The sequence below is a fragment of the Pontibacterium granulatum genome (assembly GCF_029961155.1).
Classification (GTDB): domain Bacteria; phylum Pseudomonadota; class Gammaproteobacteria; order Pseudomonadales; family Balneatricaceae; genus Pontibacterium; species Pontibacterium granulatum.
The window spans coordinates 142596-156596 of record NZ_JASBRH010000007.1 but is presented as its reverse complement, the minus strand read 5'-3'; the positions used below and the strand labels follow the sequence as shown (position 1 = coordinate 156596).

The window sequence follows — 14001 nt, the reverse complement described above, 5'->3', positions numbered from 1 at the left end:
CTCTACTCCACGTTATGACCTGTGTTCAGTTTAGGTGCCGGTTGGACTTGACGCTATTCTACTCGTAGCCAGTCAGCTCCACGTATCCCTGCCCATTGTGGCTTCCAGTCACCTTGACCGCGCCCTCCCAGTAGCGCACCGAGAGGTTGTTCTCCTGATTCTTTTGCCTTGGCGTGATAGTCAGGTCCAGATCATGCTCAGGAATCTGTAAGCGCCAACCGGAGGGCCAGCGAATCCCGGAGGGTGAACGCCAGTGATCGCGCACCTCCAGCTGTATCAATTGTGCATCGACCGACAGGTGTTTTCCCGTCACATCAAACAGCGCCACCTGCCTGAAGTTTCTTTTACCGGAACCGGGTCTGGCGGGCAGCTCCATAAAAACCAGATCACGCCCATCTTCCAGTTGCAGCGAAAACCAATCCCAACCGGTTTGGTACTCGGCCAGGATGTTACTGCTCCATTCATGGTCGTACCAGGCTGTACCGCTGACCGGTATGGTTTCACCGTCCAGTTTCAGCTCGCCCTCGACCCGCAAGCGGGTATAGGAGTAATAGTGGGAGGCAAACCCCGGCTCTTCACGTTTCGGGCTGTATCCCTCCTCCCCCTGATACACACGTGGTTTCTCCGGCACCAGGTGTAAACGGTAACTGAACGCACCCTTCACACCTGCTGACACCGTCGCAGGAAACAGGTCATCGCTTTGCTCTGCCTGCAGTCGCCAATCTTCCAGCCACACGGATAGAGGCTCTGCTTCGGTGCCTGCCAAGCCCGGCCCTTGACGGGAAAACCTCTCTGCCGTCAGGTGTCGCCCCTGGCTAAACACCCCTAATCCCGTATGGCCCATATAAAACTGCGGCGTCAACCAACCGGACCCTGTTGTCTTTTCTTGCGTCGCCAATGCCTGCCGAAAAATGGTGAACTGGAAACCAAACCGCTGTTGTGGATCATCCCGGTGCTGCAGGTTACCGTTGAGATACCACCATTCGCTGCGGAACGCCGGATGGGCCAGATGATCCCCGGGAAAGCTCAGTACATAATCCGGCCGGGCTTTGGCGAAACCTTTCTCATGCTCTGATCCGGCACTCAGAAAGTCGGTTAACGAAAGACCTTCAGCATCTTCAGAATTATCATCGGAGCGATCTAACAGCTGATGCAATCCCACCGCCAAAAAAAGCACCAGTACCAACAGCCCCACAAGGGGATAAAAACCACGCTTTAGCATGTCTGTTTTTCTCACTCCCATCGCCTGATCCCCTGTTGATGGGCAAAACGCCAAGCCGGATAGATCGAGGCCAGTCCTGCCGCAGACACCGACAACCCAAGCGCCGTCAACCAGTTGGCCAAATCCGGTTGATACGGAATACTCCAGCCAAAAGCGCGCAGTTGGACCACATGGGTTAATCCCCACGCCAGTAACTCACCTACCGGTATGGCCAATACCCCTGCGCCAAATCCCAGCAACAGAGATTGCCCTAACAGCAAGGAAACCAGCTCCAGCCGGTTCAGCCCCACCGCCTTCAGCAGCGAGACCTCCTCCTGACGCTCCAGTTGAATCGCCAACAGGCTGCTCAAGATTCCGACAAAAGCCACCACCAGCGCCAACAGCCGCAGCACATCGGTAATCACAAAAGTGCGGTTAAACACCTCCACAGAACGTTGCAGCAGGACCGAAGACCGCTGCAGACTCAGATCCAGCGCCCCACCCCAACGTTCTCGGATAGCCTGTACGATGTCATCGAGCCGGGCTGAGTCCGCCAGATACAGGGTGAGCCCGTAGGGGGGCTCCGACCAATAACGCGTAAAGGTAGCCGCGGGCATCAGGATGCGGCCATTGTCACTGCCGTAGTCGTAGTAGACCCCCACCACTATAAATTCGCGCTCACCGCTGTTTGTAGGCACTGGCAATTGATCTCCGGCATGAAGCCCCATCCGATTCGCCAGCGGCTCGCTGATCAGTACAGAATCGGGTTGCGCCATGCGCTGCCAGATCACGTCCCGATCTCCGCTAACAAACTGATAAGCCGAGCGCATCGGTATAGGCAACTCCGATGCATACACACTCACCGGCCGCCCTCCAACACTCTGCTGGGTGCGGCGCAATGTTGCCACTGCTTCGATGCCTTCCAGAGCCGCCACATCGGCGATGAATTCAGGCGGGAGCGGTGTCCGTACCCCCGGCAGCACGCGGGTTTGGGAAACATAGAGATCTGCGTTCAGACGCTCCGCCAGCCACAGCTGCACCGCATCCCGGAAACTACTGACCATGCCGCCGATCCCCACGGTGGTACTGATCGCAATCATCAACGCCATCGCCGCAATCCCGGTGCGACTCAGGTTTCGACGGTTATCGCGAATCAGCATCAGCAATACCGGTTTTCGCAGCGCCAGCTGCGTACCCGACAACTGCCGTTCCAGCAGATGACTTAAACCGTTCAGGGCCATTGGCATCATCCAGGCCCCCGCCAGGAGCAGTGCGGCGATACCGGCAAACGCGCCCCAAAGACCACTGCCGTGCCAAAGCATCATCACCCAGGCAATCAACATCAATCCAGGCACACCATATCGAGCTAACAGCCGACTCTGCTGCAACGCTGTTCGCTCTTGCAGATAACGTTGTTGCAGGGATGTGGGTGGTACATGGGCCAGTTGTTGGCAGGGTTTCCAAGCCGCCAGCATGCAACCGCCAACGCCCATCAAAACCAGTTTGCCAAGCGTGAGAGGATTCAAAAACAGCAACGACAGTGACGAGGCAACGTACAGATCCGACAGGGTATTCAGCATCACCCCCAACAGCAGCTGCGCCAATGCAATCCCCATCAGCAGCCCGGCCACGGTCCCCACTGCAGCGATCAGCAGCAACTCCATCGCAAGGTAACGGTATAACTCATTCACCGTTAAGCCAAGGGTGCGCAGTTGGGCAAAGATCGGACGGCGCTGACTCAGGGAGAAGCTCACACTGCTGAAGACCAGGAACAAGCCCACCACCAGTGCCAGCAACCCAAGCGCCTGCAGGTTGAAGTAGAGAGCACTGGCCAGCTGTGCCCGTTCAGACAGCGCCGCCTCAGTCGCCTCCAGTTGCACACCGTCCGGCAACCAGGCTCTTACCGCGGCAACCTCGTCTGCATCCAAAATCAGATCGATATGGGACAGATAACCGTCCATCCCAAGCACCTGCTGCGCCTGACCGATGTCCATCAGCAACAGCTGCTGCAGACGCGGATCACCATCATCTTCAAGAAACCCAGCCAGGGTAACGGTTTGTTTGCCGTTGGCGGTGATCAGCGGCAGTTGCTCGTGGAGCCTCACACCGATCTCTGCAGCAGTAGAGCGCGCCATCACAGCAGCCGGTGAGGTCTGCAGGTCGCTGAATCCAACATCACCACCCGAGATCCGGCCCAGCTGATTGCGGAAATCCTGCTCGCGCAACGGATCAACACCGATCAGTTGCAACAACAGATTCTCACCTCTCGTGGTTTTGACTAAGGAGCTGATCACCGGTGCGCTTTGCCAATGGCTATGCTCGCGTCGTTGCGATACATACAGTGCTTCGGGGATCGGTTGCTGTGCCTGGATATGGTGGGTGGCACGACCGTAAATCTGTAGCTGGGCTTCGCGGAAACTGTGCCGGGCACTGTCGGTGGTGATCTCGATCGCGGCCACCACGGCAATACCCAGGGAGATACCCAATAACAGCAGCAGTAATTGCCAGGGGTGATGGCGGAAGTGACGAAAGCTGGCACGGGCGATCATCAGCTCACCGGTTCCAGTCTGCCCCGATGCAGTCGCAGCACACGGTCTGCATGTTGGGTCAGCGCTTCGCTGTGGGTCACCATAATGGTGGTCATCTTCTCGCGCTTCAGCGTATCTAGCATTTGCGCCATCACCAGGTCAGCGGTGTCGTTGTCCAGGCTACCGGTCGGCTCGTCGGCCAACAGCAGCGCCGGTTTATGCACCAAGGCACGGCAGATCGCCACACGCTGTTGTTCACCGCCAGACAGCTGCTCGGGAAATTGGTTGCGTTTATCTGCCAACCCCATCGCCTCTAACTGGGCTTCTGCTTGAGGTTGCTCGTCAAGACGACCGTTGAGTGAGAGCGGTAACAGGATATTTTCCATCACCGTCAGGGTTGGGATCAGGTTAAAGAACTGATACACCACACCAATATGCTGACGCCGGAAGCGGGTGCGACCAGCCTCATCCAGCGCAGTGAGGTCCTGCCCCAACATGCGAATGGTACCGGCATCGGGTTTGTCCACCCCGGCAATCAAGTTGAGCAGGCTGGACTTGCCAGACCCACTAGGCCCCAGCAACATCAGCAGTTCGCCACTGTCCATGCGAAGATCGAGATCCTGAAGAATCGACTGCGACGCGCCAGCCACCTCGAAACACTTACAAAGGCCGGAAACCTCCAGTACTGACATCATCCCTCTCCGATTCCATACATGCGCTCTCTCACTCTACGTGATTCGCAGGCGAGTAGTTCAAGGAACCTGCGAACACGTTCGAAACGCCTCTGGAGCTCAGAGCATTTTGATTTCAAGGCATGCCGTTACAGGCGGGCTGGTTGCCCGGCGAAAACGGCTAACGCTGGAATCAGGTGCACTGAGCGCCCTAACGGGCGCTAAAACAGCCTTCTGCTTTGTCAGGCAGCATGGAAAGGACCAGTCAATCCGCTGCGCTGCCTTTCGCACACAAAGCTGTTTTATCGTCCGCAGAGAAAGTCTCGGACTTATTCGCGGGTTCCTTAATTATGCATCAATTGGGAAAAGTTGAGGCCGTACCGGAACAGATCCGGCACGGCTATGGAGAATGAAAGACTATCGCAGGTAGGGAGGTTGATCTTGCTCAGGTATACACCCGGTATCCATCAATGGGAATTCGTGCTCCAGAAACATCAGCGCAATCCCCCGATCTTCGATCCTGATCACCCGCATGGCCAGGGTTGGCATCGCTTTATCCCACCCTTTGCCAAAGACCATCGCTTCCAGCTCCATCCCTATAGAGAACTCGTTGGGATCAACATCGGTTACGTACACCCCACCTTCCGACATATTCGTCACGAGTCCCAGCCAGCTGCCGCGGCAGGGATGTGATAAACGAACCTGATAGCAGGTTCTGACTCGTCCGTACTTACGCTTCTCTTCCATAACTAAGCCGCCTCCAGACGGTCAATTATGAATCTTGCGAGTCAGTATAGATCAATATTTACACAGCTGTTTCATGAAATTTACACATCTGTAAAGCCAAATTTACATATGTGGTAGAGACAAGACAGAAGCGGGGCCAATGGGCCCCGCTGTATGCTGTTTAGTCGTTGGTGACCAGCGCCACGCGGATCGCGTCGAGGTTCAGAGACGCCTCTGCCAGATACCGCAACAGATCGTCTTTTTGGGCCTGCTGGTGATCCAGCTCTTCACTGCGGATATTCGGGTTCACTTTCGCCAGTGCATGCAGGCGTTCCACTTCGCCACCCACCAGCTGCTCTACCCGCTCGGTTGCATCCTGCAGCGCGGTCTCGCGCTGCGGTTTTGCCACAGCTTCGGCACGGTCCAGCAGCGTCTGGATCTGCTCCCGGCCATGACGCACCAGGTTCTGTGCGGTAGCACGCGGTACGCGCTCACCCAACTTGTCGAAGTGCGCCTGGGTCAGGACCTTACTCAGATCGTTGCCGTTGCTGTCGATGACCACACGGATGGTTCCAGCTGGCAGATAGCGGGACACCTGCATCGCTTTTGGCGCAGCGCAGTTGACACGGTACACGGCTTCCAGCAAAAGCGTACCCGGCTGCAACGGTGGCAGTTTCATGGTGCAAACAGCGGTATTACCGAAGTCGCTGCCGAGAATCATCTCCATCACCCCTTCCACCATCGGGTGTTCCCAAGTCATGAAGTGCATATCTTCACGGGACAGGGCTTCGGTGCGGCTGAAGGTTGCCGTCATGCCTTCATCCGGCAAGCCCGGGAAGTGCTCGTGCAACATATGATCCGTTGGGTGCAGGACGATGGAGTCCGGACCGTGTGGCTGCATCTCTACGCCAAACTGGTCGAAGACATTACTCATATAGTCACTCAGCGCCAGACGGTCACCGGTCTGCTCCACTTCTGCCAGGATATCCTGAGCACGTGGCAGGTCGCAGGAGTTCAGCTCCAGCAGACGATCACGACCATCCTGCAACTGTTGCATCACCGCGCCTGTTTCGTGGCGGGTATCATCCAGCAGCGTCTCCAGCGCCTGTTCGTCACGAGTGCTGTCGTCCATCTGGGTGTACAGCTCGGTGGCAAATTTCAGGAACAGCTGCTGACCGGCGGCGCACGGACGGCTGAACAGATCCACACCTTCGTTGTACCAGCGCAGCAGGGTTTCCTGAGCGCTGTCGCTGTAGAACGGCACATGGATCTGGACGGTATTTTTCTGTCCAATACGGTCAAGACGACCGATACGTTGCTCCAGCAGATCCGGGTTCAGCGGCAGATCGAACATCAGCAGGTGCTGGGCAAATTGGAAGTTACGCCCTTCACTGCCGATCTCGGAACAGATCAGTACCTGAGCGGAATCTTCATTGTCGGCAAAGTACGCCGCCGCACGGTCACGGTTAACCAAGGTCAGGCCTTCGTGGAACGCCGCACAGCGGATACCGACACGCAGACGCAGGTGTTCTTCCAGTGCGATCGCGGTCTGTTTACTGCCACAGATCAGCAGCGTTTTTTCGTAGCGGTGGTCTTTCAGCCACTGTTCCAGCCACGGTACACGTGGATCGCTCTGCAGCCAGTCATCCCCCAGGATACGTTCCGGGTGCAGCAAGTGTTCGATATTCTCGCCCACTTCATGGGCTTTAAATGCTTCCGGTGCTTCCAGCGGGTAGGTGGTCAAGGCACGGCCCGGGAAGCCCTCCACTGCGGCACGGGTGTTACGGAACAACACGCGGCCGGTACCATGGCGGTCCAGCAGTTTATTGATGCAATCTCGGATCACCTCATCCTGCTGTTCGGTGTGCAGACCTGCCAGCAGCTTATCCACCGCGCCCTGGTCCAAATAGTCGGCCACCAGCTGCTGCATCCCCTCATCGCTCTCCAAACGCTGGGCAACGTCTTCTTCCTGTAGATGCTCCACCAGCGTGCTCACCTGACGGTAGCCGTTCTCCTCTTCACGGAACTCGGCCAGATCGTTGTAGCGGTCCGGATCCAGCAAACGCAGGCGGGCAAAATGGCCTTCCAGTCCCAACTGCTCTGGGGTCGCGGTCAGCAGCAGGACACCCGGGATCTGTTGCGCCAACGCTTCAATCGCCAGATACAGGTGGCTTGCGACCTCTTCACTCCAGCCTAGGTGGTGGGCTTCATCCACAACCATCAGGTCCCACTGTGCCGCCATGGCCTGGGCGTGACGTTCCGGGTTTTCACTCAGGAAAGACTGGCTGCAGAGGATCAACTGGGCATTTTCGAATGGATTATCGATGCCGGACATATCCATGGTGATGCAGCGCATCTCATCCAGTACAGTAAAACGCAGGTTAAAGCGACGCAGCATCTCCACCAGCCACTGGTACAGCAGGCTGTCCGGTACGGTAACCAGTACACGCTGGGCGCGACCCGTGATCAACTGATGCAGGATAATCAGACCTGCCTCAATGGTCTTACCCAGACCTACTTCGTCAGCCAGCAGTACACGGGGCGCGTGGCGGTTGGCTACCTGGTTGGCGATATAAAACTGGTGTGGCAAAAGCTGCACACGTGCGCCCAACAGGCCTGTCACGCCGGACTGTTGCAGGCGGTGCATCTGCTCAAGCGTATCCAGGCGCAGGCGGTAACGTTTCAGCTTATCGATCTGACCGGCAAACAGACGGTCAGCAGGTTTGCTGAACTGTACAAATGCATCCAGCTCCGCTTCCGGTACGACAACGGACTCTCCCTCTTCCGTCGAACCTACATACAGGTATACACCGTTATTTTCGTGACGGTCTTCAACGCTGAAAGAAACGCCTTCGATGGTACGCACGGTTTCACCCTGTGCATAAACCACACGGCTGATGGGTGCGTTGTCGACGGCGTAGGTGCGTTCCTCTTCCGACGCAGGAAACGCCAATGTAACGCGGCGTCCGTCGGTGTCAGTTACAACACCCAGACCCAGCTCAGCTTCTGTGTTACTGACCCAACGCTGACCTAAAGAATAAGGGGAGTTTGCCAAAGTACTGTGTTCCGTTTTTTTTGAAGTAAAATCTGAGGGGCGGGAATGATAGGCGTTTCACCCTCGCCTTACAAAACTTAGTTCAAAATTGCCGAAGAATTTTCCCGGAACAGGGCAATTTCTTAGGATAGCGCCCCAAAACCTGAGGCGAATCAGTGTTGTGTGTAGCATTTCAGGTATACCTTTATCCCAGGGAAGGGGCCTGTACTAGTCAAATCGGTCGTGAAAGACGATACGGTTTAAGCAAAACCGCCAACAGTTCGAGCGCTGTCTCACGTCCAGTGATCTTCCCATGAAACAAAGATTGATCAACCCAAGCAGCTCTGGTTGTGAAGTAACGGGGCTGCTGTAGTAGTAATCGGGCGAAGACCGTGAAGAAACTCGAGCACCTGTTAAGCCACCCACTCTATCAACTGCTTACATCCGCGACCATGGCTGAGGCCACCGAACTGATGCAGCAATCCGGTACCAGTTCGCTGTTGGTTGTTGATCCGGACAGCCCGGACCAGCCCGCTGGCATCATCACCGAGCGCGATGTGCTCAAGGCCCTTGCAGCCGATATGCCTGCCGATGCACCAGTGAGCGACGTGATGAGTAAACCGGTGGTGGTCGCCCCAGCCCGTACAGAGTTTCGCGACGGCTACCACCTGTTGGCATTCCACAATATCCGCCACTTGCTTCTGCTGGACGACAGCGGGAATCCTCAGGGGATCATCAGCGAGAGTGATTTCCGCAACCACCTCAGCTCCAACTTCATCTCCCGATTAAAAGATATCCGTGGCGTGATGAGCAGCAGTGCGCTTACGGTGCCTCGCACTACCTTGTTGCGCAGTGCCATTCAAACCATGGCCTCGCACCGTTTCACCTGCGTTGTTGCTACGGATAATGATCTTCCCTGCGGCATCCTGACGGAAAATGATGCGGTTAAGTTCTACAACAGCAACGAGGTCGACAGCAGCACCCAGCTTGACCAGGTGATGGTAAAACCCGTTCGCACCATCCCTGACAACACCCCCGTACCGATCGCGCTGGAAGCGATGCAGGCGCACAACATCCGCCACTTGGTGGTAGTCGACCAGAGCAACAAAGTACTGGGGTTGGTGACCGAACACGACATCGTGCACCAGATCGAGATCGAGTTTGCCGGTGAGATGCGGCGCCAGCGCCAACGGAACGAATCGGAACTCAAGCGTTACGAACACAAACTGCACGCGATCTTTGATACCACCAATATCTTCCTTGCGTTGCTGGACCCACAAGGCTGTGTTCTGGAGATCAACGCTGCGGCAATGAAAATGAGCGGTTACAGCCGTTCGGAAGTGTTACTTAACCCGATCTGGGAGACCGTTTGGCGCAGCGACGACCTGAGCCAAACAGAACGCTTGCGCCAGGTACTCGCCACTGCACTTAACGGCAAGACCAGCCGCCTGGACACCCAACATCTGGATTCGCGCAAGCAGGTACGCTACTGCGATTGCCGCTTCCAGCCGATCCTGAACGACAACAACGACGTCGATTACATTCTGGTCGAAGGGCTGGATGTGACCGATCTGAAGTACAGCCAGCAGCAACTGAAACACCTGGCGTATTACGATCCACTTACCAACCTGCCCAACCGCACCCTGCTGTCCGAACGTATGCAGATTGCCCTTCAGAAGACCTGCGAAAACGGCAAACTACTGGTCATTGGCTACCTGGATCTGGACCACTTCAAACCGGTAAACGACGCACTGGGCCACGATGTGGGCGATCAGCTGCTGATTGAGGTGGCAAACCGACTACGCCACGCATCACGTGCCCAGGACACCATCGCCCGTCTGGGCGGCGACGAATTCGTGCTGCTGCTACCCGGCCACGAAAACCGCCAACAGGCGGAAGCCTCGCTGAAGCGTATTCTAAGCCGAATTGCTGCCCCATATCGCTTATGCGGTAACCAGATATCGATCTCGGCCAGCCTTGGCTACACACTGTTCCCCGATGATGACTGCGATGCCGATATGCTGCTGCGTCACGCCGACCAGGCGATGTATGCCGCCAAGCAGCAGGGGCGCAACTGCTACTGCCTGTTTGATAGCCAACAGAACAGTGTGCAGAACCAGCGTCAGGCACTGATCCGCCAGGCGGCCCAAAGCTTACGCGATGGCGACTTCGAGCTCTACTACCAGCCCAAGGTCAATATGAAAACCGGCCAGATTTTGGGGGCCGAAGCGCTGCTGCGCTGGCGACATCCGGAGCGCGGCTTATTGTCGCCCAACGAATTTCTGCCTCTGCTGACCGGCGACCAGTTGATGGCCGACCTGGAGGAATGGGTGCTGCATCATGGTATCCAGCAGCTACACGAATGGCACCTCCACGACCTGCGGCTGACCCTGAGTGTGAATATCTCCGGTCAGTTCCTGCAGGAGAGCGGCTTTGTCGACAAGCTATCCGCCCTGCTGGCGCTGTATCCCACCCTGCCTCCATCCGCACTGGAGCTGGAGATTCTAGAAACCACCGCACTGGAAAACATTACCCGCGCCAGCGAGATCATTCGCCGTTGCCGTGCACGCGGAGTGGGTTTTGCCCTGGATGATTTTGGCACCGGCTACTCCAGCCTGACCCACCTGAAACGACTGCCCGCCGATACAATCAAGATCGACTGCAGTTTTGTTGGCGACATCATCGATGATCCCGACAACCTGGCGATCGTGGAGGGCATTATCGGTCTCGCCACCGCCTTCCGCCTTAACACCGTTGCCGAAGGTGTGGAAACAATCGAACAGGGCCTGATGCTGCTGCATTTGGGGTGTGAAGTAGCACAAGGATACGTCATCGCTGCTCCGATGCCTGCCGAACAGTTCCCTGAGTGGGTACGTCAGTACACACTTCCAGAGGAGTGGAGCGGCTCGATCATTAATCCAATGCCGATCAAAAACTTCCCCTTATTGGCGGCCAGTGTTGACCACCGCAGTTGGGTCAGCCGAATTCTGGCCTACGTGAACCGGGAAACCCACGAGGTAATTCCAAGCGACGTGCAGGACCATATCAACTGCCGCTTTGGCCAGTGGCTCAATGGCGATGGCCGGGCTCACTTTGGTCACACCCAGCGCTGGCAGGAAGTGGATCACATCCACAAGGCGATCCATGCCCAGTCGGCACAGATGATTATCCTGGCATCTCAAGGAAAGTACGCCCAGGCGCAACAGCTGGCACCTTCGCTGATCGCACAGCGGGACGAACTGCTCAATCATTTAACTCAATGGTATGCAGACGAGCTGCAACCGGTATAATCTCCGCTTTTGCGGCAGCTAAACTGCCATGAGATTCACTGCCTACAGGTAACAGATCCATACCATGTCATTTATCGACCTCGAACTTGATCTAGAATTGCTGCAAACCCTCGCGGAAAACGAGTTTATCGATGCCACCGAGATCCAGCAGCAGGCGATTCCAGCCATCATGGAGGGCGTGGACCTGTTGGCCTGTGCGGCAACCGGTTCCGGTAAGACACTGGCGTTTGTTTTGCCCGCCCTGCAACACCTGTTGGATCAGCAGGACAAACCGCTGGATGCACCCCGCATTGTGATCCTGACACCAACCCGTGAACTGGCAAACCAGATCCTGCACGTGATCAAGAAGCAGACCGCGCTGACCGATATTCGCAGTGCCATGCTGGTGGGCGGTGTACCTTACGGCAACCAGCAGAAAGAGCTGAGCGAAGGTGTGGATATCCTGGTGGCGACACCGGGTCGACTGCTGGAGATGGATGCAAAAGGCTGGTTAGACCTCTCCGTGGTGCAGATGCTGATCATCGACGAAGCGGACCGCATGCTGGACATGGGCTTTATCGGCGACATCCGCAAGATCGCCGACCTGACACCGATCACCCGCCAGACCCTGATGTTCTCCGCTACGCTGGAAGGCGGACAGGTGGAAGCGCTGGCGCAGGACCTGCTGAACAACGAATCCCGCTCCCTCACCCTGGCACCACCACGCGGTGTCGCGGGCAACATCCAGCAGACGGTGTATCTCGCCGACAACGACGATCACAAACAGGCGTTGTTAAAGTCCCTGATCAGCCGCAGCGAGATCAAGCAGGCGCTGGTGTTTGTCGCTTCCCGTAAGCAGGTGGATACCTGGGTGCAGTTTATTCGTCGTCTGGGCATCATGTGTGACGGCCTGCATGGCGAACTCCCCCAGGGCGAACGTACCACCCGTCTTAAGCGCATGCGTCGTGGTCGCCTGAAAGTGATTGTTGCCACCGATGTGGCGGCCCGTGGCCTCGACCTCCTGGAGATCAGCCACGTGATCAACCTGCACCTGCCGCGCCGAGGAGACATCTACGTGCACCGTGCAGGGCGCAGCGGACGTGATGGCGGCCAGGGTTTTGCCTGGTCACTGGTAGACAGCAATGACTGGCTCAACCTGGGCCGTATCGAGCGCTACACCGGCCAGAAGATTGCACAGGCCACCATCGACGGGCTGGAGCCGAAACGGGTGATGCCCAAAGAGGTGAAAAAAACCAAGCCTAAGAAGAAAAAGACGGCTGCGGCGAAGAAATCCGCCAAGAGCAAAACCAAGAAAAAGCGCTGATTTCAGCGCTTTTTTTATTGGACCACAGTCACTTAATACACATCATCCACCTGCCGCGACAGGCGCTCGACGATATGCTGTCCGATCGGAATCGCCGAGGTTGCCGCCGGCGATGGCGCGTTGCACACAATCAGGGTGCGCTGGGTGCTTTCGAACAGGAAGTCATCCACCAAGCTGCCGTCTTTTGTCACCGCCTGCGCGCGGATACCTGCCGGATAGGGCTTCAGGTCATCCACATTCAGTGACGGGCAGTACTTCTGTACCAGCTTTAGGTAACCCGGCTTACTGCGGGAGTTTTTTAATTCGTTCAGGCTGGCTCGGAAGTGTTTGCGCAGCAGGCGTAACAGCCCCGGATACTGCAGCATCTCTGCGCTCTCTTTCAGGCTGAACGAATTGCGCTCATATCCCTCACGCTTAAACGCCAACACCGCATTGGGTCCAACCGTTACCGTGCCGTCAATCATACGGGTCAGGTGTACGCCCAGGAACGGCAGATCCGGATCAGGGATCGGATAGATCAGGTGATTCACAATCCCATTGTGGGCCTGGTCCAGCAGGTAGTATTCGCCACGGAACGGGATAATGCGGAAGTGCGGTGCTTTACCCAGCATCTGCACGATACGGTCAGACTGCAAACCGGCGCACGCGACCATATAACGGGCGTGGTAACGGTCATCACTCCCATATGCAGTAATCCGGTCAGTAAACTGCTCCAGCCCCTGCACCTCGGTTTCATAGAGGATCTTACCGCCTTTAGATTGTACGATCTCCGCCATTTTGCGGGTAATTTCCGCGTAGTTGACGATACCGGTGGAGGGTACAAAGATCGCGCCGACACCGCTGATGTTAGGCTCGCGCTCACTTAGTTGATGCTGATCCAGTACCTCAATCTCCAGCTCGTTCTGCGCGCAGCGATCGATCAGCGCCTGCATCCGTTCCAGCTCCAAGGCGTCAGTCGCCACCAGCAACTTACCGCACGCGTCGTATTTGATACCGTGCTCGTCACAGAACGCTTTGGTCGCCAGGTTGCCCGCTTTGCAGAATTTGGCTTTCAGGCTACCCGGTGTGTAGTACACCCCGGCATGGATGACACCGGAGTTGCGGCCGGTCTGGTGTTTGGCCGGTGCAGATTCCTTCTCCAGCACCAGCACCGAACAACCGGCATACGCCTCCTGAAGCTGCATCGCGGTAGACATCCCGAGGATGCCTCCGCCAATCACCATGAAGTCGTAAATGGGCCGTGGCTGC

8 protein-coding genes are annotated in these 14001 nt (G+C 56.7%); 2 read left to right on the top strand and 6 right to left on the bottom strand.

Annotated features, from left to right (window positions below; all coding sequences use genetic code 11):
• Positions 1 to 58: 58 nt before the first annotated feature.
• From QKW35_RS08780 to rapA, 5 genes are all read right to left on the bottom strand, one after another.
• Positions 59 to 1237 carry a lipocalin-like domain-containing protein gene (locus tag QKW35_RS08780; RefSeq protein ID WP_282352385.1) on the bottom strand — a complete coding sequence of 393 codons (1179 nt, stop codon included), beginning with the start codon at positions 1235 to 1237 and terminating at the stop codon, positions 59 to 61.
• On the bottom strand, positions 1234 to 3750 hold the full coding sequence (locus QKW35_RS08775) for an ABC transporter permease (RefSeq protein ID WP_282352384.1): 2517 nt from the start codon (positions 3748 to 3750) through the stop codon (positions 1234 to 1236). Before QKW35_RS08775 ends, QKW35_RS08780 begins: the two co-directional genes overlap by 4 nt.
• Positions 3750 to 4421 (bottom strand): ABC transporter ATP-binding protein, encoded by a 672-nt coding sequence (locus tag QKW35_RS08770; RefSeq protein WP_282352383.1) that lies wholly within the window; start codon positions 4419 to 4421, stop codon positions 3750 to 3752. The genes QKW35_RS08775 and QKW35_RS08770 overlap by 1 nt, the downstream gene beginning before the upstream one ends.
• Before the next feature lie 396 nt (positions 4422 to 4817).
• Positions 4818 to 5147, bottom strand: a complete 330-nt coding sequence (locus QKW35_RS08765) for a PilZ domain-containing protein (RefSeq protein WP_282352382.1) — start codon at positions 5145 to 5147, stop codon at positions 4818 to 4820.
• A gap of 160 nt (positions 5148 to 5307) precedes the next feature.
• On the bottom strand, positions 5308 to 8181 hold the full coding sequence (gene rapA / locus QKW35_RS08760; protein ID WP_282352381.1) for an RNA polymerase-associated protein RapA: 2874 nt from the start codon (positions 8179 to 8181) through the stop codon (positions 5308 to 5310).
• Between the two features lie 371 nt (positions 8182 to 8552).
• Between rapA and QKW35_RS08755 the strand changes: the two genes are divergently transcribed.
• Together QKW35_RS08755 and QKW35_RS08750 are read left to right on the top strand one after the other, a co-directional pair.
• Positions 8553 to 11450, top strand: a complete 2898-nt coding sequence (locus QKW35_RS08755; RefSeq protein ID WP_282352379.1) for an EAL domain-containing protein — start codon at positions 8553 to 8555, stop codon at positions 11448 to 11450.
• A 64-nt stretch (positions 11451 to 11514) separates the two neighbouring features.
• Entirely contained in the window at positions 11515 to 12753 is a 1239-nt protein-coding gene (locus tag QKW35_RS08750; RefSeq protein WP_282352378.1) for a DEAD/DEAH box helicase, read from the top strand.
• A 32-nt stretch (positions 12754 to 12785) separates the two neighbouring features.
• Here QKW35_RS08750 and lhgO read toward each other — a convergent pair whose 3' ends face one another.
• Complete coding sequence (gene lhgO / locus QKW35_RS08745; RefSeq protein ID WP_282352479.1) at positions 12786 to 13988, bottom strand: L-2-hydroxyglutarate oxidase; 1203 nt, start codon at positions 13986 to 13988, stop codon at positions 12786 to 12788.
• Positions 13989 to 14001 lie beyond the last annotated feature (13 nt).

What these genes read in the sequence shown, in the direction of transcription:
- QKW35_RS08775 (WP_282352384.1), bottom strand. Translation starts at nt 3,750, where the DNA reads ATGATCGCCCGTGCCAGCTTTCGTCACTTCCGCCATCACCCCTGGCAA.
- QKW35_RS08770 (WP_282352383.1), bottom strand. Translation starts at nt 4,421, where the DNA reads ATGTCAGTACTGGAGGTTTCCGGCCTTTGTAAGTGTTTCGAGGTGGCT.
- QKW35_RS08765 (WP_282352382.1), bottom strand. Translation starts at nt 5,147, where the DNA reads ATGGAAGAGAAGCGTAAGTACGGACGAGTCAGAACCTGCTATCAGGTT.
- QKW35_RS08750 (WP_282352378.1), top strand. Translation starts at nt 11,515, where the DNA reads ATGTCATTTATCGACCTCGAACTTGATCTAGAATTGCTGCAAACCCTC.